The following is a 26,164-nucleotide window of genomic DNA, read 5'->3' on the forward strand; positions in this document are numbered from 1 at the left end:
TTGACAGTCGCTTTAGCGGAATTGGTCAGTTCTGCGTACACCTGCTAGGGCACGTTCCGTTCTCGACGCAGTCGATGTCGGGCTGTGTTCGGTTCTCGGCAACGAACTGCCACTCGTTTCGGCCTACACTGTCGGTGCCGTTGGAATAGGAAAGTTGTCTGTACAGCCCGTTGTAGTTCATCACGCTGTCGTACTCTGTCTGGGAGTACCGCTCCTCGTCGATACCGTCCTGATGGGCGTCGAGCCCCATCGCGTGCCCGAATTCGTGCATGAACAGCGAGGCGGTGATCTTCGGTGAATCGAACCGCTCCATCGCCGCGATTTCAGGTCGGCCCGCACCGACGAAGTAGTCGTCCCCGTTGTAGGCGACGTCGTCAGTTAGCAGGACGTAGTAGTAGCCGTCAGCACGGTGCTCGGAGTGGTTGGCCCGGAAGTCATAGATGTCGTTCCCGGCACCAGCACGGGATTTCGAGTGTACCGTCCCGTTGGCCGAGAGGTTCGTATCGTCTGTGACGAGATGGATATCGATCCCGGTGGAGCCGTCGGGGTTCGAAACGGGTGCATTCTCAAACGTCTCGACAATAGATGTCCGGACCGGGTCGCTGAGCGTCGTTGACTGTGTAGAGTCGACTTCGACGTAGATGTCCGTTCGGAGCGGGTCTGCATCCGGAAGAGCCTGCTCACAGCGGACTTCCATGCCGTCCGGATAACCGTCGCCGTCCGTGTCCGGGTCCGTCGGATCAGTGCCGTAAACGGAGCGCTCTAGCGAATCCGCCAGCCCGTCTCCGTCTGTATCAGTGGCGTTCGAATCGGCCTGAGCCTGCTGTACGTCCGGAGTATCGGCCCCGCCACCGCTAGCAGTGTTCACCTGCGGCGACGTCCCGGCGACTGGAAACACGACACCGGCGAGAAGCAGCGCCACGAGGACGACGGCACCGGCGCGAACCGTCGGCAGGCGACAGAACCAGTTGTTCGCGAGACGGCGGGCGCCAACTAAGATGTCTGTGAGCATAGTGCTAATATTAATACTGATTCCGATAGCTACATTTAGCAGAGTTCTCGAATTCCGACCCCTAGTGAACTCAGACCATCCATGACTAAGGATTTTTGAGTGACGGTTAAGTATATAATCCCCCAAATATCAATATCAATTTCGATATTAACGATAGATGCGAACTCCCAGCACTCGGCTGTGTCTGTCGGTATCTTCAATGGGCTCGGTTCAGTAACCGAAGCTAATGCGTGTCACCCGGCGGTTCTGGCTCACGATCACTGCTATCGGTAGTCTCGTCGTGAGTGGTGGGCTGCTCGATGCGCCCCTGTTAGTCGTCGGGGCCGTCGGGCTCGCAGGCTGGCTGCTCGCAATGCAGTTTGCGTTCGTCCGTGGCGTTTCACGACTCGAGGACGAACTCACCGTCAGCCAGTCGCTCGACCGGTCCCGAATACGGACCGACGCCAAAACGAAGTACACTCTCGAGGCATCAGTTGCCGCCGCCGGCGATCACCTGCCGCTCTCCGTCGAGGCAAGGATTCCACTCGCAGCGCGGATGGAAGCGGGTTCCTCTCCGGATATCCATCTCGATACGTCGATGCAGTCCTCGTCGGTGACGCTTCCGCTCACCTGGGAGACTGTTGGCAACTACACCGTTCCCGGAGCCACAGTAACCGTCAGTGACGGCACCGGGCTGTTTACCCAGTCGTTCACGACGGCTCCCGGCCCCGAACTAGCAGTCGAGTCGCCGTCGGTCGGTCCGATTCACGTTGGCCAGAGCGGGAAACAGTTGCTACGCGGTGTCGGCGAGCACGATGCCCGGGGGCGGACGGGTGGCCTGTCAGCTGAGGAGATTCGAAAATATGTCCCGGGTGACGCACTGAAATACGTCGACTGGAAGGCGACTGCCAGACTAGACGAGACGCACGTCCGCAACTACGAGGCTGAGAGTAACCGTAGCGTGGTGCTCGTCCTCGATCACCGGCAGACTCTGGGTGATGGGACACCTGGCGAAACGAAGCTAGATCACCTCAGAGCGGTCGCCGCAGCGTTCCAGCAACGTGCCGAAACGATCCGTGATCCCCTGGGCTATCTCACTATTGACGACGCGGGCGTGACGGAATCGAGAATCCCTGTGGCGAGAATCGAGGCCTACAGGTCGTGCCGGCATCGGATCAACGACCTCGACACCGAAACTGAGACGCCGGCAACAGCTACCACGACAGCGTCTCACACCGGCAGGATGACAGGGACGGTGAACCCGACGGCGGACACACAATCACCGATGGAAACGACGTTGCTCGCGTATCAAGATGCCGCCGGATCAAAACGACACCTTCCCAACCAGCCGCTGTACAACGGGCTCCAGGCGGCACCACACGAGATACGCAGCGCGAACCTGCTGGTCATCTGTACCGACGACAGCAACCCGAGTGAACTACGGAACGCGGTTGGACTGGCGAGACGCAACGCAACGGAGGTCGTCGTGTTTATCGCCCCATCAGTAGCCTTCGATACGGACCTCCTCACCGATCTCGATACCGCATACGAACGGTATCGAACCTTCGACCAGTTCCGGCGTGAACTGAACGAGGTCGACTCGGTGACGGCCTACGAGGTTGGGTCCCCGGACCAGATCTCGGCTATTCTGTCCGGCAGCCCAGCGAACACAGACCGGAGGGAGTACGCATGAGCGTCGCACTGAAAACGGCACGCTCGCGCCGATCACTACCCACCGTGCTCGGCCTGCTGGGCATCGTCGTAGCTACAGGCGGACTCGTCTGGGGCGGGCCGGTATGGCTTGGTTTCGTCGGTGTTGTCCTCGGCGGTCTCTACCTGTCCGGTACACCCGTTCTCGCGGTCGTGCTCGGACAGGTAGCGCTCGTCACAGTCGATACACCATCACTGCTACCGCTCGTCATCGTCGAAGGCGGCCTGTTCCTTGCGTTGCTTTCGGTACCTATCGAGACACCCGACAGGCGAGTCGCCGGCAGCCTCGTCGTACTTGTCGTTCCGCTGCTCGGCAGTCTCGCCTGGCTGTCGCTCTGGCGCTGGGACTTGGCCCCCCTCAGCGTCGGGGCCACCGCGGTCATCGGAATTGCCATCGTCGGCTATCTCTTCCATCGCTATCTGCTGATAGAACTCGACATCGTGACTGAAGACGCAGCTTCGGACCGTGATTTCCTATGAGCCAACCCGAGCCTACGCAACCGGACGCATCAGCCGATGACAGCACCCGGCAGACGGATATTGTACACGACCGCCAGACACTCGAAGCGGAGCTGGAAGTGTTACGGGAGGAGAACCGCCGGTTGCGCGACTCCTACGCGCATGCGAAGCGGGCAACGTTCAGACGGACCGCAGTGGGCTTCTTTGCGGTCGGTGGACTATCCCTCATAGCGGCACTCCTCTTTCCAACCCTGCAGACCATCTTCGTCGCGTTCGCAGGAACCGGTGTGTTTGCGGGCATCGTCACGTTCTATCTCACTCCCGAGCGGTTCGTCTCGGCGTCGGTCAGTGACACGGTGTTCGACACGTTGGCCGATGTCGAACAGCACCTCGTCAGCGAACTGGAACTCCAGACCGAGACGGTGTATGTCCCAACGGCATCCCGTCCGGAGACGAATGCGCGCCTGTTCGTCCCCCAACACGTCGAGTACGCGGTGCCCGATCCAGACCAGTTGGGAGACCTGTTCGTTACGAGCGGTGCCGAGGCGGAACAGGGCATATCGCTTCCCCCGACCGGAGACCGTCTGTACACCGAGTTCGAGCAAACGATCTCCGGCAAATTCGGTAACGACCCCGATGCAATAGCGGCGCAACTGACCGCAGCCCTGTCCGAGCAGTTCGAACTCGTCGATGACACAACAATCGAAATCGATGGCGGGAACCGAACTGCTACTATTGCCATCAGCAATCCCGCGTTCGGCGACGTTCACCAGCTAGATCACCCAGTGGTGTCCTTGCTCGCGGTGGGGTTTGCCACGGGACTTGATCGACCGGTTACTGTCGATACGCGCGATGACGACCGGTTCAGCGGTGTCGTGACCGTTTCGTGGAACGCACTCGAACAACCATCGGCGCAGTCCAATGGCGCGGCGACCCGAGAACGAGAGACGACACCAGCCCCGGAAAACAGCTAACTGCGGTCCAGTCGCTACTCGAACTCCCGTTTCGTTCCGCCGTCGCCGACCGCTGTCTCGACACCCGTACTGTGGTCGGTGTCGGACCCGGGCGGCGTAATCGACTGAAGGATTTCTTCGATAACCGTTTCGGCGCTGATCTGGCTTAGTTCGGCATCGCTGTTCATAATGAGACGATGCCGCAACACCGGGAGCGCCATCTCTTTGACGTCGTCCGGAATGACGTACTCCCGGCCGTTCAGACGAGCGACTGCTTTGGCCGTATTCTGCAGGGCGATTGTCGCCCGCGGTGAGGCCCCGTGAACGACGTTTCGGTGGTCCCGTGTCGCGCCGACGATAGCGAGAATGTACTCCTTGATGCTGTCTTCGATATGCGTCTCGGGGATGACTGACCGGGCGTCCAGAAGTTCGCTCCGGGAGATAACCTGCGAGATAGAGTCCGCGTCAAGCGTCGGGTTCGCGTCGAATCGGTCGAGGATCGCGCGCTCCTCCTCGGAGTTGGGAATCTCGGTGACGAGTTTCATCTGAAACCGGTCGCGCTGGGCCTCCGGGAGTTTGAACGTCCCTTCCATCTCAAGAGGGTTCATCGTCGCAACGACGGTAAACGGCGTCGGGAGTTCGAGCGTCGACCCTTCAATGGAAACCTGTCCCTCCTGCATCGCTTCGAGGAGTGCGCTCTGTGTTTTCGGCGGGGCGCGGTTGATCTCGTCGGCGATGACCAGATTGGTAAACACTGGGCCTTTCTGCAGCTCGAACTCGCCGTTTCGCTGGTGATACACCGTTGTTCCGGTGATATCCGCAGGGAGGAGGTCGGGCGTCATCTGGACCCGGGAGTGCTGGAGATCCGTCGCGTTGGCGACGAGCGTGGCGATCGTCGTTTTCGCGACACCGGGGACCCCCTCCAGAAGCACATGACCGCGTGTAAGCATGGCGACAGTAATGTGTCGGAGAACTTCCTCGTTACCGATAAGAACTGTCTCCGTCTCCTCCTTGAGACGGTCGTACAGCACCGACGGATCAGTCATTGCGTTGACGTTCGGCCCGCTGTTTAATAATGGCTTCCGTTACTCGCTCTACCTGTGCGGTCTCCCAGTCTGGATGACTGGCTCTGAGATACTTCTCAACGCCGTCCCTGGAGAGATTCGGGTCCGGATCGCCGCCACTGTATTCCCGGAGGCGATCCCGGAGATGCTCGTCGAGACGGCGGTCGTACGCGAGCAGCGCCCCGACCAGCACGACGCCACAGAGCAGTAACAGCGCGTCTGACCGCTGGACGGCCAGGACGGCAGCGGCCACCGGCGGGACGCTACTGGCGTGTGAGTAGTCCAGCAGTGCGTCGTCGTGGCTGGCGACGAGGTTCCGGACGAACCGTCGGTTGTCACCGCGTTCGAGCATCGCGTTCACGAAGATGCTCGGGTCACTGACGGCGATAACCCGGCCGTCGCCGACCGGTTCGCTCGTGACGACGGGTCGGGACGCTAACTGCTCCTCGCCGTCGAGTTCGCCGTTGCCGTTGGTGTCGAGGTAGGCGTATTCGGAGGTGTTGACGAGCGTCGTCGCGTTTCCGGCTCTGACAGTCGTCCCGTAGTTGAGGACGACAGTATCGACGCCGGCAGTCTCCGGATAGTCGCCGGCAGGCGTCGCTTCCGGGAGCGAGGAGTTGCGGTAGTAATTTCGGTTGTCGTACACCGGGCGACCGTCAAAACGCGCGTCAGCACCGACGGCAGCGAGCAGGGCATTCCCTTCTGGGCGGTAATCCTCGGCAACGACGAGTGTCCCACCGCTTCGAACGAACTCCGCGATTCGTGCCCGCTCGCTCGACGAGTACGGCTCCGCCGGCGAGAGAACGACCGCAACGGTGGTGTCCGTGTCACTCGTCAGATACTGACTCACGTTCGTTCCGACAGTCACGTTTGCACCGGCGTCAGCTGCGACGCTTCGGAGTTCACCTGCCCCGTCCCACTGGGAGTTGTATGCACCGAACGCTGCTGAGGACGTACTCGCGGCGTAGACGAGCGCGATGATCGTGAGGACGGTGTAAGCGGCCAGCAGGAGCTGCGGGAGAGTGAGCGACGGTAGCCAGGAGTCCTCGGAGAGCGGTGTCAGCGCCATCAGACCAGCCCCGGCGGTAGAATCTCGAGGATCCGTTTGATGACCACGTAGGCAAAGCCAACCAGTCCGAGCCCAATGAGCCACCAGAGCCGCCGTCGCCAGCGCGGCGACACGGCCTGCGGTGCGACCAGTTCGACAGTCACGAGAAACCCGATCAGCGAGACGACGAAAAACAGCTCCAACGTCAGCGCATCCAGGAGGGTCAACACGAGGATGGTACCAAGCACCCACATGAGATGCCCGTAAATGAACTGTTGGCGCTGTCGGGTCGCCATGGTACGGCGTTCTCCTCGGCAGACAGTCAAAGTTCCGACCGACGGCCGCTGACTGAGCCATGGGGGAACGGCTAACCTAGCAGTTCAGTCGTCGCTAGGCTGTCTCTCGTCGACCGACTCCTCGTCGGGCGTTCGCGTTCGGTCGCCGCTCGGGAGCAACGAGACCGGTGACGCCGTCAGATACGGCACCGTTGCGACGAGGGCACCGAACAGGGCGAGCGAAACGCCGCCGAGGAATATCGCTGCGAGGATAGCTGGCGGCGTCCGCGCGGAGAGGCGGAAGCCGAAGAAGACGAGCCAGCCAGCCCGCTCCAGCAACTGTAACGCGACGACCGAGAGGCCGAGAGCGAGCGCCGTCGCTGGGATCGCGATACGAGCGATGTCGGCCAGAATCGTCCGCAGGACCCGCCACTGCGTCGCGCCGGTCGAGCGATGGATGCCGATGGCCTGCCGACGCGCGTGGACTCCCTGGGCGAACGTCGCCGTGGTACTTCCGACGGTGCTCAGCGCCGAGAGGACGACGAGGACGCCGAGGATCAGCTGGACGTTCCCGAACACGCCCTCGACGGAGCGTTCGATGGGCGTTCCGGACGCGTACGACCCGCTACTTGCCACGGCAGACGCCAGCCGACGATCCCCGGTCACCTCGTACTCCGCCGTGGTGAGGGTGGTCCCGTTGGCCGTCACTCGGTAGGTGTAGGTTCCAGGCTGACTTCGTCCGCCGTCCGGGGAGAACCGCGTCTGTGTGACGTTTCCGGGCGGCATGTAGACGGTCCGGTTCCGGGAAACACCGGGGCCGATGACACCGACATTGCGGGTGATCGGCTCCTGCCAGGGGTTTGCGAGCCCGATCCTGAGGGTTGGCGTCGTCAGGACCGAGCCCGAAGACGGCGATATCGACAACTCCCCGTACAGTTCCCGCTCGGTACCACGGACGATCTGGATGTCGTGTGTCGCCGTCTGGTCGCCCGAACGAGCTGTTATCGTGTAGTTCCCCGGCTCGCGTGGCAGGGGAACGACGGCGACACCACTCGATCCAGTTCTGAGCGACGGCCCGTTCACCGTGACGGTGGCGTTCGAAACGCGGTCCCCCGTTTTGGTGACGACAGGAACTGAGAGACCCGATCCGGGCGGGGCCTGTGACGGCAGCTGGCTCGGAATCTCGATAGCGTTCGGCGAGACGACGGTCACGGAATGGGTGTACTCCCCGGCAGTGGCGTTTGCAGTCCCCAGTTCTGTCGCGGTAAAGGAGACGGACTCGGTCCGCTCCTGTCCCGGCGGGACGGCGACCGTCGTGGTTTGCTGCTCGCCCCGATATCGGACTGTGACCTCCCGGTCAGCCCGCTCGGTACCGACGTTTCGCACGGCGACAGTGAGGTTGACTGTGTCACCTTTCGTGACGCGTTTCGGACCCGATAACCCCGTCACGACAGCACCGGACCGGTTGGCGGCGACGCCGTCGGCGCCGTCAATCTCCGAAACGGACCCTTTCACGCGGATCATGTGGACCTCCCCTGGTCCGGTCGCCAAGTCGGCCGCGGAGTCGAGCGGCAGAATGAGCAGGTCATCGAGCGTTCTGGGGGCGTCGTACCGCCCGACGATAGTGACCCGTCGAACCCCGGGCTTGACGCTCCCACTGACAGTCAGTTCGTCACCGACCTCGACATCGAGCGTCCGCGCGAGGTCGCTCCCGATGACGGCCTCGTCGTACCGTTGCGGTCGCTTTCCGTCGACCAACGTGGCCCCGGTGACGTTCGCGAACGCGTCGTACTCCGCTCCGTGGGCCATGTACGGCTGGCCGTCCGACACCTGGGCGTAGATGATTTCCGGGCTGGCTGGCGTCCCGTCGGCCCGCAGGGCTGCGGCGTACTCAGCGTCGAGGCGACTGTTCAGCGGATGGGGCGCACCGGCTTCGGTGATGGTCCCGGAGCCCCCTCCCCCACCCCCAAGCGGAGACGCGAGACCGGCCAGGGAGACGACCAGCAGGAACGTGATGCCGAAGACGGTCAGCGTCGCCGCCGTCGGCACGACCGAGCGCCACGACAGGAACGTCGGCGCGACCCAGTTTCGGATCCTCCCAAGCGTCGACTGCTCGGACTGGCCGGACCGGGCGTGACGGCTCCCGAGCGCGGCTGGTGGGCGGGTCGCCGCGGGGTAGGCCGCGAGCGCGCCGGCAGCGAGGCCCATCAGAACGAACACACCGGCGACGCCACCGACGACGGTCGCGCTCTGGCCCGTGACGGTAACGTCGAGTGCGATGGGGAGACCGACGTAGATCGCGACGTTGACCAGCGCCTTGATGAGGATCAGTCCGACGGCGTAGCCCAGCACCACGCCGGTCGTCACGAGGAGGCCGGCCCGAAGTGTAAACAGGAGTCCCACGCGCCACCCCGGTGCGCCGGTCGAGCGGATGACCCGTATCGCGTCGAGTCGGTCACGGACGCTCATCCGCGTGACGTTGTAGACGACGATGAGGACCAACAAGCCACCGGCGGCCGCCGCGATGCCCAACGCCCAGAGTACCTGCTCTAAGCCGCCGAGGACGTACAGGAGCGCGCTGACCAGCGGTGCCCCTTCGCTTGGGAGGCTTCCCAGCCCGGTCCCGCTCGGACTGTGGTCGATGACGAAGTAGCCGGTGACGCCGACCTGCTGGGCGGTCGAGGCGTTCGTCGCGTACCACTGATTGGAGAGGAACGTCGTCCCCCGCTCCTGTGGGACAACGGTAAGCGAGACGGTCCCGTCCGACCCGCTCACCGTCCGGGTCCGCTGCTGTGAGACCGGTCCCCGGCCGTCAACGCCGTCGGTAATCGTCGGTAATCGTCCCTCCTGCCACTGGGCCGACCCCTCGATGAGCACCCTGGGCGTATCGGGCGGGATGCCAACGAGCCGAACATCAGTCCCGCTTGTGGTCGCCGTCGCTGTCGGGAGCACGGTGACGTCCCCACCGGTTTCGGGCGGGCCGTTTTCCGCGTCGTGGTAGGTGACCGTCCCGGAGTTCGCGAGCGGCTCTGCGAACGTTTCCGAGTACGTGACTGCGGTGAACAACAGCAAGACCGTACCGATGAGAAACGCGGCCGTCACGGCGACGACGACGACGGTGAGCCGGTCCCGTCTGGACCAGCGAAACAGGAGGGCGTTTCTGTATCCCATCGGTTCGTTAGTTCGTCTCCGTGGACGGGCTCGCGTCCGGCGTCGAGGCGGCATCGGAGACGAGCATGCCGCCGCGGATGAACAGCCGCTCGTCGAACCGCTGGGCCAGTTGGGGGTCGTGGCTGATGACGACGAGCGCGGTTTCCGTCGATTCCTTCATGCTGAACAGAAGGTTCAGCACCGACTCGGCCGTGTCCGGATCTAGCTGCCCGGTCGGCTCGTCGGCGAGGATCACCTCGGGGCGGTTCGCGAGCGCCCGTGCGATGGCGACGCGCTGTTTCTCGCCCCCGCTCAGCGTCGCAGGGTACTGGTGTTCGAGCCCGGCGATACCGAGGCGGTCGAACAGCGTGTCCAGCCAGTCTGGGTCGCGGTCGCCCGCGTGTTCCTGCGGGAGCGACGCGTTCTCGCGAGCGGTCAGATCGCCGATGAGCTGGAAGTCCTGAAAGACGAACCCGAGCGTCGTCCGCCGCAGGCTCGCGCGCTGGCGTTCGGACAGGGTACTCGCGTCCCGACCGTCGATCTCCAGTCGACCGCTAGACGGTGATTCTAGCAATCCGAGGACGTTGAACAGCGTCGACTTGCCGGCCCCGCTAGGGCCCTGAACGAGCATCGCCGCATCGGACCCGACCGAGAGTGAGACGCCGTCGAGAATCCTGGTGCCCCGTCGTGTGACACACAACTCCGAGCCGACGAGGACGGGGTCAGTCATTGTCGGCCTTTCTGCCGGCCCCGTATTGTATGCCACGGTTACATACCCGGGAGAGGTGAGGATGGGAGAGACCGTCGAACCGGGTCCGTTCAGAACTCGTCAACAACTCGTTCGGTTCCCGCCGGGCCGAACGAGGTACACGGAGTCGAGGCCGCGCGTGTCATAGACCACGTCGTTCTCGTAGCGCCACTCCGCCAGCGCCGCGGGCGTGGTCTTCTCGCTCGCTGCCGGGAACAGGTGCGCCCCTGTCGTCCCCCACGACGCCCGCGACAGCGTCGGGCAGTTGGGTTCCGTCCCACCACCGAGCCACCGGGCGGTCGGCTGGTACGTTCCGTTGGACGCGCTCGGATAGTACAGATCGACGATACGGCTGAACGGGTGGTCGGACGCCCACTGCTCGTCGACGTGGTCCGCGGTAAACGTCGCGGCCGCGAACTGCGATTCGGTCGCCCCGGTCGGGAACGCGAGCGTGTCGAGATTGACGAAGGCGATAGGCATCGTCGCAACTGCGGCAACCACGACGACGACCGTCAGGACTGTTGCGAGTCGGTGGCTGTGAGTCTTCGGCGTTCCAAGCCCGCCGTCCGGCGACCCCCGGTAGGCGACCGACGCGACGCCGATGCCGGCGAGGACGAACACGGGCAAGTGAACGAACGTCTGGCCGCGGAGCGCGGTCCCGTAGTACTCCGGCGTCAGCGAGGCGGTCAGCGAGAAGTACACGATGACAATCGGCGCCAGCAGCAACGCCAGCACGACTGGCCCGATCAGCCGGCGGTCGCGGCTCGCAAGTGGGAGGCCGACGACTGCAAACACAACCGGGACAGCGAAAGCCGCGACGAGCACCAAGAGGCCGGCCGGCGTGGTCTGTGTCCCGGGAAACACGGTCTGTACCGCGTTCGCACCCAGCGTCAGGAACCAGAGACCGACCGCGCCGCCGATGGTCACCCGCTGCAGGCGAGCGCTCGTCCGCTGGAACCAGACCAGTGTCGCCACCAGAACGACGACCCAGGCCAGGAACAGCCCCGGATACGCACTGACACGGTCGACGTACGGGACCTCCAGAAGCGAGCGTTCTGCAATCCGGTAGTACCCCCACATGTACACCCAGAAGCCCGCGACGGCGACGAGCGCAGTGACGGCGTCACGACGCGACGGAATCCTGGCGAGATGGGCGGCTAGCACCCCCGTCAGTACCAGCGCAGCGATGAGCGAGCTGAACGTATGCAGGAGCGGGAAGGCAGCGAACAGGACGACCACAACTGCGCCCCATCGACGCCTGTATCGCTCCGTCGTGAGCAACCGATGGACGGCAATCGCAAACAGCGGCAGCAAGAGAAACGCCAGCGCTTCCTCGTCCGTTTGTCCGGTCCGCCGGAGATAGATGCCTTCCACCGCGAGCCCCATCCCGACCACGCCCATCGCCAGCGTCGTCCGCGAGTGACGCCACCGACTCGACTGTGCGAGTCGTTTGACCAGCGCCATCGCCGTCAGGCAGGACGCTGCACCGGTGACCGCGACGACCAGCTGTGCGATGTACAGTGGCCGCTCGCCGGTGAGTGCGCCGACGACGGTCAGAACAGCGGTAAACACGATGTTGTCAGCGCGGAAGCGTCTGAGCGGAAACGTCCCCGTTTCGAGCGTGTCCCTGGCCAGAGCGACGTAGCCGAATCCGTCTAGCGTTGAGGGCAGCGGCGTCCAGTGGAGCGTCGTCAACCGGGCCGCGACTGCCACGGCCAGCACAGCCACGATGAGCAGCAATCGCCCCTTCCGGCCGTCACTCATTGGCGGGTCCTACAGCGGGTGGGTGTAAGATAGTTACCGCATTTCGACGGCCGACTCGGGAGCCCTGACAGTCTCTCGGTCTACCGCTAGCCCTGTCGAAAATCCGGGATTGCTGCCGGGCTCTAGACACACCTGGAGTGTCCATGACGATTGGCGGTCACTGGTCCCCGTTCGACTTGATCTTGCGGGCGCGTTCGACGGCCGCCTCCGCGCGTGACGGATCAACCGATGTCGGTGCGAACGCCGCCGTCTCGAAGGCTTCGACCACCGTTTCGATATCCGCCATGCGTTCCTCGGGAACGCCGTGTTCCTGGCTCTGCTGGAGGAGTTCCCAGTGTGTCGCCCCCTCGTCAATACCGTTTTTCACCGCTAGCTCATCGTGGACTGCAGTGTACGCTACCATCGCTGCGGCGTCGTAGTCCCCGCCATCCAGATACGTATCGACGCGGTCCGCAAACGTCGGACTCGTCGCGTTCGATGGCGTCGTCGCCTGGTCGGGTCCACTCATCGATACCTCAGTTGCCTCCACTGAGGAAGTCGCGTTCACATCCTGGGATTGGCGGCGCCGCGACACGATAAACCAAGCCCCGACGACAACTGCAAGCGCTACCCCGCCGCCCAGGACGGGCAGCCAGCTGTATCCGATGATCCCGTTCCCAAAGGCTACTTCCGGGTTCTCGTCAGAGCCGAACAGTATCGCTACCAGGGTATCGATAAGCAGATCCCTGTCCGAATCGGAGCCGACCGGTGGGTTTCCGCCGCCGGCTCCTGCGGCCAGCGTTGTCGTTGCGGTCGCGTTACCGAGGTTCGAACTCGGTTCGTCGTACGTAGCGGTAACGGTAACTGTCTCGTTGTTCTGCGGATATTCGAGGACGGTCTGGAACGACCCGTTCCGGTTCGTCTCGACGAGTTGGGTGCCGCCAGCACCGACCTGCAGGCGTACCGGGCGACCCGCGACAGGGTCCCCGGCAACGGTCTGGAGTTGCCCCCTGGCAAGGGCCCCATCATCCGTGCGTGACGCACTCACGGAGAGGGTCGTCTGAGTCTCGACGACGACAACAGGGGTCTCCGACTGGACGCCCGCAATCGCTCGGTTTTCGTACGGAACCCGAGCGACAACTACACGCTCACCGTCGTTTACCGACGCTGGGGCTCGGGTCGATGCTGTCGCCGTTCCGTTCGGTCCGGTCGTCGTTCGTGCAACGACAGTATCACCAACGGTGAACTCGACCGGTACTCCGTCGACACCTCTCGACTCGACTGTCACGGACGCCGTGGCGTCGAATCGGTCGCCGTACCCTACCGTCCCCGGTGCGATGTCGCTCGTCGCGTTCGGCGTCACCTGTTTCACGTCAATCGTGAACGTGGTGTCGTCGGACAGGTACACTGAGTCGGTATCCGGGACGTACTTGACCGGGACGGACTGCGACCCGAGTCTGGCTGAGCGTGGCCGGTACTGGGATTCGAACACACCGCTGGCATCAGTTCGAACAGTTTGTGTCCGGTTCCCGATCCTGAGTTCGACCACCTCGTCTGCGATGACCGAGCCGTTCTCAGTCCGTATCTGGCCGGAGACCGTTCCGGGATCGCTGAACGATGCAGTCGAGTCTATCGCCTGAACTGTGAGCGTCGTCCCAACGAGTGTCTCTTCGCGGATAACCGCCTGCGTCGTCGTAATGTTCTCTGTCGTCTCATTGATCTCGGTCTGTCCCGGAGAGAGGTCGACGGACGTGGTGTTCTCTATCCGTTCGAAGTTCCGGTTCAGTTCTTGGCTCCTATCGCTGATGTTCGACGCCGTTCGCTCCATCGCGCGCGCAGTGATGCGGGCCTTGCGTTCGTTACCGCGCTCGCGTGCCGCCTGATACGCCGTATATTGCTGGCGGTACCGCTGTACCTCGTTCGTGAGATTCCGCTGGTTCTCGCTCGCGGCCTCGAACTCCCTTGCAGCGGTGTCGTCCGTATCCGACGACGTGTCACCGGCAACGTCGACGTACTGCTCCAGACGCTTGTCGTAGTCGTCGCCGAGGACCGACCGAGCCTGGTCGTACTGGTCGTTCGACAGCGCAATACTGCTGTTTTCCAGCCGCCCCCCCATCGTCCGAGCTAACCAGGCGGCCGTTTCGTCGCTGTACTCGCCGTCCGATACCGAATCCGGGTTTTCCTGTTGCGTCTCGTTGTCGTCCGTCGGCGTCTCCACCTGCCGGTTCAGAGCCGGACCCCCATCGTCGGTCCCCATCGCTGCCACCCCACCAGCACCCGCTGTAAGTCCAAGTATTGTCAGGGTGACGAACACGGCCCACGACTGGCTCCGGAACACACCGAGTTATTCCGCTGGTTTGATAAAATGCGTTCGGTTGACTCACCGGAGTCGGTCGCAGTCACGTACCGTGGCAGAGAGGGACGCAATCAGCTATTTTTTTACCGTGCCGACATGACTCATTGCCAATGGCTGAAACCCAGACGTGGAAACTACTCTTGCCACGTCAACTCCGCCACCTCCCGGCCGATCTGGCAGGCGTTATCGGCGTGGTGATTCTGACGAATCTGGCTGCCCTGCTGCCGGTCATCTCCGACACGCCGGTCCGCATCGTCGCCGGGCTCGTGTTTGTCCTCTTCATTCCCGGCTATGCGTTCATCGCAGCGCTGTTTCCGGAGGCCGGGAGCGGCCCCACGGCCGACGACGAGACCGTTTCGGATCCACGAGCCGACGGAATCGACGGTATCGAACGGGTCGCACTCTCGTTCGGACTCAGTATCGCCCTCGTTCCCTTGGTCGGCCTGGTATTGAATTTCACGCCGTGGGGTATCCGCCTGCTTCCGATTCTCGTGTCGCTCAGCGGGCTGACGCTCGTGTTGACCGCTGTCGCGGCTGTTCGACGCTGGGCGGTACCCGCTGACGAACGGTTTCATGTCCCGTATCGCGCGTGGCTCAGTGCCGGACGTGCGGAGTTGTTCTCGCCGGCCTCACGGACGGACGCGGTCCTGAACGTGCTGTTGGTCCTGAGCATCCTGCTTGCGGCCGCCAGCGTCGGCTACGCGGTCACGGTACCAAAGGACGGCGAGCGGTTCAGCGAGTTCTACCTGCTGACCGAAGACGAAGACGGGGAACTCGTCGCTGACGGCTATCCGACGGAGTTTCAGCAGGGCGAAGGTCGCTCGTTGATCGTCGGTATCGGGAATCAGGAACACGAACGGACAGAGTACACCGTAGTCGCCGAGTTACAACGCGTCGAGCGCGTCGGCAACGAAACCCAGGTCCGGGAACGGTCGGAACTTCGGCGCTTCCAGCCGACCCTGGGCCACAACGAGACCTGGCACCGCCAGCACGAAGTGACGCCCAAGATGACTGGGGAGGGGCTTCGGCTCCAGTACCTGCTGTACCGCGGGTCACCACCTGAGACCGTGGACCAATCGACTGCGTACCGGGAAGTCCACCTCTGGGTGAACGTAACCGGCTGACCCAGGTTCTCGTAGCGAGCAGCGCTCCCCCAGGTAAAACAGGGACCGACTTACTGCCCATTCTTTTGAGATCTAACCCGGCAAACAGCTTTTCCTTGCCTGGATCATTGGTTTCACCGTGTACCCCGCAGGCCACTTCCTCCTCGCAGCCGTCCCGCTGACGGCATACATGGTGGCTCGGTGGCGTCGACTCCCGTCTGGGCCGATGGTACTGCTCTTGCTTGTTGCGACGCAACTCCCGGACGTAATCGACAAGCCGCTCGCGTGGACGGTCGCTATTCTTCCGAGCGGGCGTATGCTTGCCCATTCGCTGGTCGTCTCGCTACCCGTCCTCACCATCCTTGTACTGCTGGCTGCACGCCAGAGCTACGGACGGCACGCAGTGGTGTTTTCCGCCGGCTACCTCTCACACATCGCCGGCGACTTCTATCCGATTGTGCGGCTCGGGACGGACTACTACTTCTTTCCGAACCTGTTCTGGCCGCTGTTGTCGGCAACCCCCGATAGAACGCCGTCGTTTGCGGCGCATTCGCCCGACAGTCTACTCTCGCTTGCCGTCCCTGTGATCGTCTTCGGACTGGCCATCAGCTACAGCCTCGTGACGGTGTACTGGAGATACGAGCAGGTCTCAGCCGAAATACCACAACGGTAAAGCGTTCGCGGCCAACGGTCGTTGCTACTGAAGCAGTGGGTCTCAAGCGGCGGATTTCGAACTACCCGTCAGATATCAAAGCTACCGTTCCCGCCTCTGGAGATCGCGGAGTGAAGCTGAAACGCCTGTCTCAAACTGGGGTCGCCGATTCGATCGGTGCTTCGCCGCAGCTGACACAGATATACTCTTCGTCGACGGTGAGCACGACCGGTGAGTTACACTTGATGCACTTGATTTTCGCCGCACGGGATGGCTTTGCGTAGTCCCCCATTGTATGTACCTTACATAGCAATGTTATATGTAAAATGACATAAAATTACCCCTTTCAGCAATATTGTATCCGCAGCCGCTAGGAGGGGATAACTCAGTTATGCAGGAAAGCTAGCTCCGGCTAGTACACAACAGGAGAGAAATCCGTCAGAGAAAGAGATTCGTCAGAGAATAGACAAATGCCGCGTAAACTGTGGAAGTCCCTCAGTCCCGACGTGCCAAGAATCCAGCGCCTAGCAATGCTAGCACCGCGACGAGGACGGTGAAACCGGGGCCGCTCGAACTCGTGGTCTCGACCGAGCCCTCCGTTCCGGTTGTGTCTGTCTCATCAGGTTGCTGTGCCCCACCACCTGCGGTCGTGGCTGCTTCCGTTGGCACCTCTCCGTCTTCAGTCTCGACTGTCTCAGTGTCGTCGGTGTCGGTCGTAGCTTCGTCCTCAGTGTCTTCTTCAGTCCCCTCGGTATCGGAGTCGTCGTTCCCACTATCGTCATCGCTATCTCCGCTATCGCTGTCATCGCTCCCGTTATTGTTGTCGTCGTTGTCGTTGTTGTCGTTGTCGCCGTCACCGTTGTTGCCATCACTCCCGTCGTCGCCGCCGCCGTTGTTGCCATCACTCCCGTCGTCGCTATCGTCATCATCGTCGCCGGAATCGGTTTCATTCGACTGTGATAGCGTGACTGTCCCGGTCGCGGAGTTGATATCGTTTGAGTCTTCGCCAACAGCGACGTGAACATACGTGTACGTCCCGTTTGGCCAGGAGTCGAGTGTTTCGACGTCGACGGTGGTATCGGAGGCACCGGAGACCGTCGTCGACGAGGCGTGCATCACGTCATCACCGGTCGAATCCGGCGATGCTTCGGAGAGAACGAACCCGAACAGCCCGATCAGTCCCGCTGACGGCATCGCTCCTGCTGCCGTCGAGTCCTCACCGGTGAGGGTAGCGTCATCGTCGGCCGACGAGACGCCGTTGACGCCGTCGAAGGAGTTCTCGACCGTGACCTGGTCTTCCGAGAAATTCTCATCGATTTCGCCGGTCACACGGACGGTGCTCGTCCGCTGTTGGAGTTCGTCCTCGTCGAGTAGCAACACAGCGTGCGTGACAGAGTCGTCCTCCAGTTCGGTCTCGATATCGAGCGAGACGTTATCGCCAGCGGTGATATCGTCGGAGGTCGCATCGACCGTCGACGGGCTTTCCTGAACCAGCGTCTGTTCGACGCCGACGACGGTCACGTTCCCATCGACCGAGACATTGTTGTCCGAAACGGACATGCCCTGTCCGTCATCGACAGTGACCAGGACGAAGCCGTAGGCACCGCCCGAGTCAGGCGTGTACGAGGTTTCGAGCGCACCGTTGTCATCTATCGAACCGACACCGTCCCCGTCGTCTAGCAGTTCGACCGAGTTGGCGTTGGAGTCGTTCGTAAAGATACTGGCCAGATCGGTTCTGATGCTACCTTCGCTAAACCCTGCTGAAGATGGGTTCTCAGAGAGTCTGACAGCGAGCAGTTGCGCCTCGTCACCAGCAAGTCCCGTCGTTCCAGCCCCAGTCGTTGATTCGAACCGAAGGTCTACTGATTCGCCCGTCTCGTGAATCGTGTACTCCTCCCTGTTGAGAGGGACGTCACCTGTCTGGGCAGACTCGATGTTGATGTACGTCTCCGGGGCTGCTATCGCCGTTGGGCCGGTGGAGGACGTCCGAAGCGGGAGCAGCGACCGTTCCCAGACATCCACGTTTTCCGTCACCGCTGTCGTTTGCCCTTCATCGACTGGCGTTGCCGCCGCCGACGTTACCGACAGGGGGGCGGCTAACACCAGCAGCACTGTGATCGCACAAATTACAGTGCGTTTTCCGTTTGTTGTTTTATACATTACTGAATTTTTTCGGAGGGGTGCGGTATAATTCTTATGCAGTGACATTCGACGCTACACAGTGTCATATGACGGTTACAAAACACGTACCTGCTGTCCGGGGATTTACAGCGCGAATCGTGAGTCGTGTCTCGGTAAATTACCTATTCGCATTCATGACAGGTTCCCGAGTTGATGGATTCCTTATAGTAAATGCTCGACAGCGGACCCGGGTTTAACAGCAATCGGCCAACAGTCGGCCGTGTCATCGAGTAGAATCTGCACACGTCGGCGCACAAAGAGGTGCTGTGTTCGGTGGACACCACCAGTAAAGGCCGCCCGATCAGTTACTCTCCGTCCTCTTCGTCGTCGTCCCCAGCATCACTCGGTCCGCCAGCGTTGTCCGGGGGACCGCCACCGTTGCCCGGGCCACCACCGTTATCAGGGCCGCCGCCCGGACTCACTGCCACCGTGCCGGTATCCGAGTTGAGGGTCCCGGTTTCGTTACCGACTGCGACGTGGACGTACTGATACGCACCGTTTGGCCAAGAATCCAGGGTCTGGACCGTCACGTTGGCGTCAGCGTCACCGCTGACAATCGTTGCAGAGGCATGGATAACGTCCCCGCTAGCGTCCGATTCGGCCTCGGAAACCACCGTTCCGAACAGCCCCTGCAACCCGATTGCAGGTATCGACTGGTTCTCGGAGAGGGTGAAACTCCCCAGTCCAGTGTTGCTCTCAACCGTCCCAACACCGCTGATGTTATCGAAAGAATTCTCGACGGTGATCTGGTCAGCCGAGAAGCTCTCGTTCAGTTCGCCCGACACAGTCACCGTGCTCGACTGCCGCTGGAGTACGCCCTGTCGGACCAGCAGGACCGCGTGGGTGGCGTTTTCGTCTTCCATCTCAGTGTCGACAGCCAGCGTGACGTTGTCGCCGGGGTTGACCGGGTTCTGGGTCCGCTCGACGTTCGAGACGTTGTCCTGCACCACGGCCTGTTCGACACCGACGACGGTCACGTTCCCGTTGACGGAGACGTTACCGTCCGATACCGATAGCCCTTCATCGCCCTCGTCGACAGTCACCAGAACGAAGCCGTATGCGCCGCCCGATTCGGGGGTGTAGGACGCCTGCAGTTCGCCATCCTCGTCTATCGTGCCGACGTCTTCCGCGTCATCGAGTAGCTCCGACGACGTAGTGTCCGAGTTATTTGCGAAGACATCTTCGAGGGAAGCGCGGGAGATGTTACTGGCGTTTGCCCCTGCCGTAGTCGGTGCTTCATCCAACTTGACAGCCAGCAGTTGCGCCTCGTCGCCGGCGAGTGCCCTCGTTCCGGCACCGATTCTGGGTTCGAAGGACATGTTTATTGACTCGTTGCGCTCGTGGATCGTCATCGTCCGCTTGTTGAGCGGCAAGTCGCCAGTCGCAGCTGATTCGACGTTGAGGAACGTCCGCGGTGCCACTATCGTGGTCGGCCCTTCTGACGTCGTTCGGAGCGTGAGCGGGGACCGGTCCCACACGTCGACGTTTTCGGTCACCGAGAGCGACTGGCTCTCAGCGACGGGGGTTGCCCCAACAGTGGTCGTCACTGATAACGGACCAGCGAGTACCAACGCGACTGCCATGACGAAGATGACAGCCGGCGTTATTATTGGTGTTTTTACCATTACTGAAACATTACTGAAGACTGTGGTATATTTCTTGTGCAGTGATACTATTCTGAGGCCTTTAGAAGCTTTCTGGGCCGAGATAGTACATGAACTGAGGTATAATTGATTGTTTTCCTGTATTTATTAGTTTTTGATATATATTCACAAATAAGATGGTAACTAACCGATGCTAAAAGAGTCTAAATAATGCCTCAGTAACTGTAGTCCGCGTTTAGAGCGGTACTTACTGAACTGATCTGGGGCAATTCACGGGAGAGCCAGCTTCATCGGGCTGGTGTCACAGGGTGCCACATCGCTGAGACACGTCTCTAGCAGATCGGTTCGGAGAATTGCGAGGGAAGATCGCTCCGTGCGAGTCTTCCGGCACCGGTCGGCCGTCGTCTTCACAGCGAGACACCATCGGGGTCGATGGCGTACTCGCGACCGTGACGAGGGCCGCTCACTGTTTGCGAGGGACCGCGTCGGTCCAACAGTGCGAGGGAAGGGATTTGAACCCTTGGACCCCTACGGGAGCGGATCTTGAGTCCGCCGCCGTTTCCTGGCTTGGCTACCCTCGCACGCGTAGTGCATTCGGTACACATGGCGGTACGGTATAAATGTCGTACGGAAGCGACTCAAGGCCGGTGGGACAGTATGTCAGTAATTGAAAGCGTTTGCGTACTGGCCGCACTGCCGCCGCGCGATCAGGTGGGCATTGCGTTCCAATGGCGACTGTCGCCGATAGAACCGGTGGTTTGACCCACCGTGAACAAGTAGCGTAGGCATGGACGACCACACGCGCGACCCGACCGTCGAGGCCCCGACGGGAACCCTTCGGGCTGGCGAACCGACGGTCAATGGGAACACGAGACGCTCAGGCGGGCCGTCGTCCACGGCGTCCGTCTGTACAACTCCGGGGAGTTCCACGAATCACACGACTGTTTCGAAGACGAATGGTACAACTACGGCCGCGGGAACACGGAGAGCAAGTTCCTCCACGGGATGGTGCAGGTCGCCGCCGGCGCGTACAAGCACTTCGACTTCGAGGACGACGACGGGATGCGATCGCTGTTTCGCACATCGCTGCAGTACTTCCGTGGCGTCCCCAACGACTACTACGGCGTCGACCTGCTAGATGTGCGGACGACGGTGACGAATGCGCTGTCGGACCCGTCAGCGCTCCAGGGCTGGCAGATCCGTCTCGACGGCGAGTATCCGACGTGTCGCCCGGAGGACATCGAGTTCGCTGAGTCGCTCGAACATTGACCGAATCCGGATAATTCTAAAGGCTGGAAGCGTTAGCACGGACAGATGCGAATCGAGCAACTGGGAGACGGGGTTCCGGAGGTGGCCGTCGTGGGAAGCATCCACGGCGACGAACCGTGCGGTCGGGACGGCATCGAAGCCGTCCTTGCCGACCCACCGGAGGTCGAGCGACCGGTCAAGTTCATCATCGCGAACGAGGCCGCCCTCGACGCAAACAAGCGATATCTCGATACGGACCTCAACCGATCGTTCCCAGGCGACGCTGACAGCGAGTCCCACGAGACACGGCTGGCCGCGGCTCTCGCCGCAGAACTCCACGATTGCACCGTGCTTTCGCTGCACTCCACACAGTCCTACGACGGAATGTTCGCCCTCGTCGACGACCTCACACCGGAAATGGAGGCACTCTGTAGCGCCCTCTCCGTGGACGCCGTCGTTCAGACGAAAGGCGCAAACGAGGGACGATTGTTCGCGACGGTAGACTCAGTCGTCGAAGTCGAATGTGGCTATCAGGGCTCCGCGGAAGCCGCCGAGAACGCGGAGCAGGTCATCCGGGAGTTCCTCGCTGCCACTGGAGTCACCGCGGAGTCACCTCAACAACGGGAGACGTCACTCCCAGTGTTCCAGCTTGGCGAGCCGATTCCGAAGGCAGCAGCAGAACAGTACGAGGTGTTCGTCCGGAACTTCGAGCCGGTGCCAGAGGGTGACCCTGTGGCAGCAGCCGACGACGAAACTGTCGTCGCGGAGGAGGCCTTCCACCCGGTGTTGCTCTCAGCCTACGGCTACGAGGACGTGTTCGGCTTTACCGCGGATCAGATCGGGATGCTTGACTGAGACGGGTTTGCCGCGGGGTTCCGGTCCGGTCGTGACTTCACCGTCGGATTAGTCATCATTCTGGGCGACGACTTCGTACGAGGTGTACTCGATCTTGTCCGAGTCGCCCGAAAGCACCGGATCGAGTAGCTCGTCCTCACAGCATGAGAGATGCGGGAACAGCACGAACCGTTCTTGCAGAGGTATTTGTGGGGCGGTTGATTCTGGGAGGAATCGTGCTACGTTAGGACGGCAGGCGACGTTTCGACCGATACGATTGAGCTATCGTCCTGTTCGTCTTCGTCCCCGTTTTTACAGAGAGAGGTGTACAGAAGAGGTATGCACGAACGCGCTTCGGAATTTGCGGACCGGGCCCGTGACCGATACGGGGTTGACCTCGATGTCTCGGAATTCGAGTCGGGAACGGAAACAGCCGCAGCGGCGGCCGAGGCCATCGGCTGCGAGACGGCCGCCATCGCATCGACCATCGTCGTCGCACTTGCAGGCAGCAATCGCGACGGTGACCTCGTCGCCGCAATCACGAGCGGTGCGAACCGTCTTGACCGTGACGCGGTCGCGAACCACTACGGTGCAGAAACCGCGTCGATGGCCGACCCGGGCGACATTCGGAGCGTCGTCGGCTGGAGCATCGGCGGCGTCCCCCCGATCTGTCACGATACGGCCCTCCCGACCACGGTCGACCCGACACTGACCCACTACGACGTTGTTCACGCTGCCGCCGGCACGCCGAGCGCGGTGTTTGCGGTCGAACCGGACCGGTTGGTGGACCTCGCCGACGCCGACGTCGTCGACCTCACAGAGTAGCGCCGACGGTGCGACCATCCGTCGTTTCAGGCTTGTTGGCACTCAGACCGGGGGTCGAGTACTGGCCGCGGAACCGGCCGGTCAGTACCCGGGGAAACAGCCGACAGACGGACGAAACACAGCAGGAGCGGTTGTATCGCCAGCTGCGATGACAGATCGCGAACATACAGAAGAGGTTTACAACCGCAGATGAAACCGAGAAGACGCTACTATGCCCTCCAAGCAAGCCGTTAGTAGTCTCGGGAGTCTACTCGCCGTACTCGGACTCTCCGGGGTCGCAACAGCACAGCCTACAGCCTCGGGTGGGAGTCTTAGCCCGGCGCTCGAAGTCGTTCTCCGATTCGGTGTCGGGTTCGTCATTCTTGCAGTATTAGGTGCTGCAGCCGCCGCTATCGGCCCGAAGTATACGACTAACGCCGTGCGGGAGATTCAGGACGACCTCGGCGGCGCAATCGGCTGGGGAGTTCTCGTCGGCATTTTCCTCCCCATCGGGCTGGTGATACTCGCGCTGACGGTTATCGGCGCTCTGATCTCGATCCCCGGGCTGCTTCTCATCGGCATCCTGGGTATCATCGGTACCGGCATTACTGCCGTCTGGGTCGGGAACTCGGTTATCGGCGATGACGGGACCGTGAGCGCAACAGATGGCGTCGCTGGCGGACTGTTACTGGCCGTCCCGTTCGCAATTCCGGTCGTCGGTGGCCTCCTCCTCAACCTCATAACGCTCGTCGGCCTCGGTGTCGTCGGCCGCGGGCTGTACGAGGACTGGACGGACTGAGCGAGTTTCTCGCCCACCGTTCAGCGGTTTCTCTCTGTTGCTGACGAGTGGGTCAGCTGGCACCGGGACAGCCGAGTTCGTAGGGGTCGTCGTACACCTCCGGTGGTACCGAGATTTTGGTCGGTTCGTCGAAGTCAGTGTACCTGAGCGTAATTGTCGCGGTTGCGGTCGCGCCTCGCTGTGAGATTTGTAGTCGGAGTTCCGATTTTACTGGCCTGTTTGTTTCCGGGTCGAGCCAGAGTCGCGCCGTCGCGTTCTCAAGCGAGCCGCGGTTGAGCGCCATGTCGCCAGCCTGTCGGCGATTCATCAGTGACTCGATGGTCTCGGCGCTCGGGGACGCCGTGACGAGGACAGTCCGGTTGCCGTCGAGCGTCTCGTTGCCCCGCCAGTAGACGTTCGAGCGTTCGAAGAGCAGTACTTGCCGATGGAGCGGTGTCGCGGTTGCCCACGGCTCGGAGCGCGAAACGTTCTCGACGCCGTAGCCGTCCCAGGGTTCCTGACAGCCCTGGTACGCTTTGTACCCATCGACGAAGGACTCGACCGTCTGGTCTTGCATCCGTGTCGTCGCCTGCATCCGTTTTTCCGAGACGTTCACCGCACCCTCACCGTCGACTCTCACGGTCCGTGACTGCTCACCATCCGACGCAGTTACGTGCATATCCATTCCGAATCGGTACGCTTTGACGGTGGCGACAGTGCTGTTCGCCTCCTCGACGGCCGCGACGGCTCGTTCGTCGCTCGGCGGCGGACTATCTCCCACGAATGTGCCACACCCAGCGAAGAGGGCAACGAAGCAGACGGCGAGGACCAATCGTCGCATACAATACCGTCGTTCGCCCGTCGGTCTAAAACGTCATGGATCCGACTTGTGATACCCCTCAAAACAATCTGAAGTCAAGTTGGGTCTGCAGGTCCATTACTAGAATATACGCCGCCAGTGCGAGAACGAGCACCGAAAACCCGGTCCAGAGGTGGAGATTTACTGCACCCTCGCCGACCCACTGTGGGACCGCCGGGCGCACAACGGGCGGCTGGAGCGGCCAGAGCAAGTCCGACGACACGTACGGGTCCGGGCGAAGGAGCTGTCGGTTATCGGCCACCAGATGTGAGAGATGGGCGAAGGCAAACGCCGCCCCAAGTCTAGTCCGATCCGTTCGGACCGCGTATGCGACGACGGCAATCGAGAGCGGAATCGCGAACGGAAGCGAGTGCATAAATACCCGCCCGGAGGGGATCAATTGGAGTTCGTACGCCAGTGGCTTGTCGATGAGATCCGGGAACTGGCTGCCGAAGAACGTCACTGCCAGTAAGTGAAGCGTTGGGAGCTGTCGATCGCGGAGGAGGGCGTATACTGCGACGGGAAGGAGGGCGATGATGAAATGTTCGATTGGGAGGACCATTCTCTGACTCGGTAGTAGTGCTACGTTGATGTGGGAGGAAATACCTTGTGTGGGAGGGAAGACTGCGTGTCACATGGCATTCTATTAACGAACAGCCAGTGCGCCCGCTGTAGTGATTCCCCACCGTGTCGAGTGCTTTCCAATTGATTCATACGGGCCTCGTGGGAAGCGGTACTCTATCGCTCTCCTACCCAGTCGCCGTCTCGTCGAGTGTCTCGAATGTCCTCTGTATTGGTATCTGAACCCGGGACACTCGACGTAGCGTAGTACTGCAATCACAACCTTGTTGCAGGATATCAGGTCCCTCAGCCAACTCCACGACAGTACACAGTCGCCCAAATAAATAGATACACAGAAAGTCAGACACAGATGCCGAGTAAAACAATCAGTCTCAAAGAGGAAACATACGAGCGGTTGCGTCGTAAGAAAGGCGAAGGTGAGAGCTTTAGCGACGTTATTGATCGTATCCTTACCGAAGAGGAACATCCACTGTATGGATTGGTCGGGTTGGCAGAAGATGACGAAGTAGCGCAGATTCAAGAGAAATCCCGCTCATTCCGTGATGATGTCGATAGACGCATCAACGATGAGAGCCAGATTGAACAGTGATTCTCGATGTATGCTTTTTGACTGATTTACTCGCTGAGGACGCCGGAGCAGTTGCAAAACTCGATGAGATCTCCGATGAACTACTTGTTGTCCAACCCTAGTCTATACCGACGTCGGGATCGGTATCGACCCAACGACAACGACTGGCCAACAGTTCGATGAGATTCTCGACGACAGTCCGTTAGTGCCATACGATAGCGAAGCTGCGCGTCGTGCCGTGGACGTTCAACGTGATCTTGCTCGCTCCGGGGAACAGATTGGTGCTGTCGAGGCAATGATCGCGGGGATTGCTGTTGGCCGTGATGAACCAGTCGTCACGCGCAATGCCGGTGAATTTGCTCGGACGCCTGTTCGCGTCTCGCCGTACTGAGGATGTGTTTAGATTTCGAACGACGGCCGCAGAGAGACAGAAAGCCCTGGCTGGTTGAGGTCG

The 26,164-nt window shown here is 61.4% G+C and carries 21 protein-coding genes, 1 tRNA gene and 2 pseudogenes; 11 read left to right on the plus strand and 13 right to left on the minus strand.

Features of this window, described 5'->3' with window-relative positions:
* Window positions 1-25 precede the first annotated feature (25 nt).
* Entirely contained in the window at window positions 26-1,012 is a 987-nt protein-coding gene (locus SG26_RS16095; protein ID WP_050007609.1) for a hypothetical protein, read from the minus strand.
* 226 nt (window positions 1,013-1,238) lie between these two features.
* Between SG26_RS16095 and SG26_RS16100 the strand changes: the two genes are divergently transcribed.
* From SG26_RS16100 to SG26_RS16110, 3 genes are read left to right on the plus strand one after another with little or no spacing between them, the layout of a single operon-like run.
* Window positions 1,239-2,684, plus strand: a complete 1,446-nt coding sequence (locus SG26_RS16100; RefSeq protein WP_050038119.1) for a DUF58 domain-containing protein — start codon at window positions 1,239-1,241, stop codon at window positions 2,682-2,684.
* Entirely contained in the window at window positions 2,681-3,181 is a 501-nt protein-coding gene (locus SG26_RS16105; protein WP_050038120.1) for a hypothetical protein, read from the plus strand. Before SG26_RS16100 ends, SG26_RS16105 begins: the two co-directional genes overlap by 4 nt.
* Window positions 3,178-4,134: a hypothetical protein gene (locus tag SG26_RS16110; protein WP_050038121.1), complete on the plus strand. Its 957-nt coding sequence runs from the start codon at window positions 3,178-3,180 to the stop codon at window positions 4,132-4,134. The genes SG26_RS16105 and SG26_RS16110 overlap by 4 nt, the downstream gene beginning before the upstream one ends.
* Window positions 4,135-4,148: 14 nt before the next feature.
* On the opposite strand, the gene SG26_RS16115 is transcribed toward SG26_RS16110, so the two are convergent.
* The 7 genes from SG26_RS16115 to SG26_RS16145 all read right to left on the minus strand — a co-directional run bounded on the left by SG26_RS16115 (window position 4,149) and on the right by SG26_RS16145 (window position 14,398).
* Window positions 4,149-5,159, minus strand: coding sequence for a MoxR family ATPase (locus SG26_RS16115; RefSeq protein WP_050038122.1), 1,011 nt, complete (start codon window positions 5,157-5,159; stop codon window positions 4,149-4,151).
* Entirely contained in the window at window positions 5,152-6,246 is a 1,095-nt protein-coding gene (locus SG26_RS16120; RefSeq protein WP_050038123.1) for a DUF4350 domain-containing protein, read from the minus strand. Before SG26_RS16120 ends, SG26_RS16115 begins: the two co-directional genes overlap by 8 nt.
* Window positions 6,246-6,521, minus strand: coding sequence for a hypothetical protein (locus SG26_RS16125; protein ID WP_014040460.1), 276 nt, complete (start codon window positions 6,519-6,521; stop codon window positions 6,246-6,248). The genes SG26_RS16120 and SG26_RS16125 overlap by 1 nt, the downstream gene beginning before the upstream one ends.
* An 84-nt stretch (window positions 6,522-6,605) precedes the next feature.
* Window positions 6,606-9,671, minus strand: a complete 3,066-nt coding sequence (locus SG26_RS16130; RefSeq protein WP_050038124.1) for an FtsX-like permease family protein — start codon at window positions 9,669-9,671, stop codon at window positions 6,606-6,608.
* A gap of 7 nt (window positions 9,672-9,678) precedes the next feature.
* A complete protein-coding gene (locus tag SG26_RS16135; protein ID WP_050038125.1) occupies window positions 9,679-10,380 on the minus strand; it encodes an ABC transporter ATP-binding protein in 702 nt (233 codons plus the stop codon).
* A gap of 99 nt (window positions 10,381-10,479) precedes the next feature.
* On the minus strand, window positions 10,480-12,162 hold the full coding sequence (locus SG26_RS16140; protein WP_050038126.1) for a hypothetical protein: 1,683 nt from the start codon (window positions 12,160-12,162) through the stop codon (window positions 10,480-10,482).
* A gap of 157 nt (window positions 12,163-12,319) precedes the next feature.
* Window positions 12,320-14,398: a hypothetical protein gene (locus SG26_RS16145; protein ID WP_050038127.1), complete on the minus strand. Its 2,079-nt coding sequence runs from the start codon at window positions 14,396-14,398 to the stop codon at window positions 12,320-12,322.
* Window positions 14,399-14,607: 209 nt separating this feature from the next.
* On the opposite strand from SG26_RS16145, the gene SG26_RS16150 reads away from it, so the two are divergent.
* Together SG26_RS16150 and SG26_RS16155 are read left to right on the plus strand one after the other, a co-directional pair.
* The gene (locus SG26_RS16150; protein ID WP_050038128.1) at window positions 14,608-15,621 is read left to right on the plus strand and encodes a DUF1616 domain-containing protein; all 1,014 of its coding nucleotides are present in this window, start codon (window positions 14,608-14,610) and stop codon (window positions 15,619-15,621) included.
* 118 nt (window positions 15,622-15,739) lie between these two features.
* A complete protein-coding gene (locus tag SG26_RS16155; protein ID WP_023843273.1) occupies window positions 15,740-16,273 on the plus strand; it encodes a metal-dependent hydrolase in 534 nt (177 codons plus the stop codon).
* Window positions 16,274-16,747: 474 nt separating this feature from the next.
* On the opposite strand, the gene SG26_RS16160 is transcribed toward SG26_RS16155, so the two are convergent.
* From SG26_RS16160 to SG26_RS16170, 3 genes are all read right to left on the minus strand, one after another.
* Window positions 16,748-18,412 carry a PGF-CTERM sorting domain-containing protein gene (locus SG26_RS16160; RefSeq protein ID WP_050038129.1) on the minus strand — a complete coding sequence of 555 codons (1,665 nt, stop codon included), beginning with the start codon at window positions 18,410-18,412 and terminating at the stop codon, window positions 16,748-16,750.
* Window positions 18,413-18,738: 326 nt separating this feature from the next.
* Window positions 18,739-20,016, minus strand: a complete 1,278-nt coding sequence (locus SG26_RS16165) for a hypothetical protein (RefSeq protein ID WP_050038301.1) — start codon at window positions 20,014-20,016, stop codon at window positions 18,739-18,741.
* Window positions 20,017-20,534: 518 nt separating this feature from the next.
* A tRNA-Leu gene (locus tag SG26_RS16170) sits at window positions 20,535-20,618 on the minus strand.
* Between the two features lie 206 nt (window positions 20,619-20,824).
* Here SG26_RS16170 and SG26_RS16175 point away from each other — a divergent pair.
* From SG26_RS16175 to SG26_RS16190, 5 genes and pseudogenes are all read left to right on the plus strand, one after another.
* Window positions 20,825-21,306, plus strand: a pseudogene (locus SG26_RS16175) (DUF309 domain-containing protein).
* Window positions 21,307-21,351: 45 nt separating this feature from the next.
* Entirely contained in the window at window positions 21,352-22,140 is a 789-nt protein-coding gene (locus tag SG26_RS16180) for a succinylglutamate desuccinylase/aspartoacylase family protein (protein WP_014040470.1), read from the plus strand.
* 147 nt (window positions 22,141-22,287) lie between these two features.
* A pseudogene (locus SG26_RS21200) lies at window positions 22,288-22,401 on the plus strand (IS200/IS605 family transposase); the annotation flags it as partial.
* Window positions 22,402-22,458: 57 nt separating this feature from the next.
* Window positions 22,459-22,944, plus strand: coding sequence for a YbaK/EbsC family protein (locus SG26_RS16185; protein ID WP_050038130.1), 486 nt, complete (start codon window positions 22,459-22,461; stop codon window positions 22,942-22,944).
* Between the two features lie 211 nt (window positions 22,945-23,155).
* Window positions 23,156-23,722: a hypothetical protein gene (locus SG26_RS16190; RefSeq protein ID WP_050038131.1), complete on the plus strand. Its 567-nt coding sequence runs from the start codon at window positions 23,156-23,158 to the stop codon at window positions 23,720-23,722.
* A gap of 52 nt (window positions 23,723-23,774) precedes the next feature.
* Here the strand turns inward: SG26_RS16190 and SG26_RS16195 are convergent, their stop codons facing one another.
* Window positions 23,775-24,542: a hypothetical protein gene (locus SG26_RS16195; protein ID WP_175055158.1), complete on the minus strand. Its 768-nt coding sequence runs from the start codon at window positions 24,540-24,542 to the stop codon at window positions 23,775-23,777.
* A 58-nt stretch (window positions 24,543-24,600) separates the two neighbouring features.
* Window positions 24,601-25,122 carry a metal-dependent hydrolase gene (locus tag SG26_RS16200; protein ID WP_050038132.1) on the minus strand — a complete coding sequence of 174 codons (522 nt, stop codon included), beginning with the start codon at window positions 25,120-25,122 and terminating at the stop codon, window positions 24,601-24,603.
* 369 nt (window positions 25,123-25,491) lie between these two features.
* Here SG26_RS16200 and SG26_RS16205 point away from each other — a divergent pair, with 369 nt between their 5' ends.
* Complete coding sequence (locus SG26_RS16205) at window positions 25,492-25,731, plus strand: antitoxin VapB family protein (RefSeq protein WP_050007776.1); 240 nt, start codon at window positions 25,492-25,494, stop codon at window positions 25,729-25,731.
* Window positions 25,732-26,164 lie beyond the last annotated feature (433 nt).

Origin of the sequence: Haloarcula sp. CBA1115 (assembly GCF_000827835.1) — an archaeon.
GTDB classification, from domain to species: domain Archaea; phylum Halobacteriota; class Halobacteria; order Halobacteriales; family Haloarculaceae; genus Haloarcula; species Haloarcula hispanica.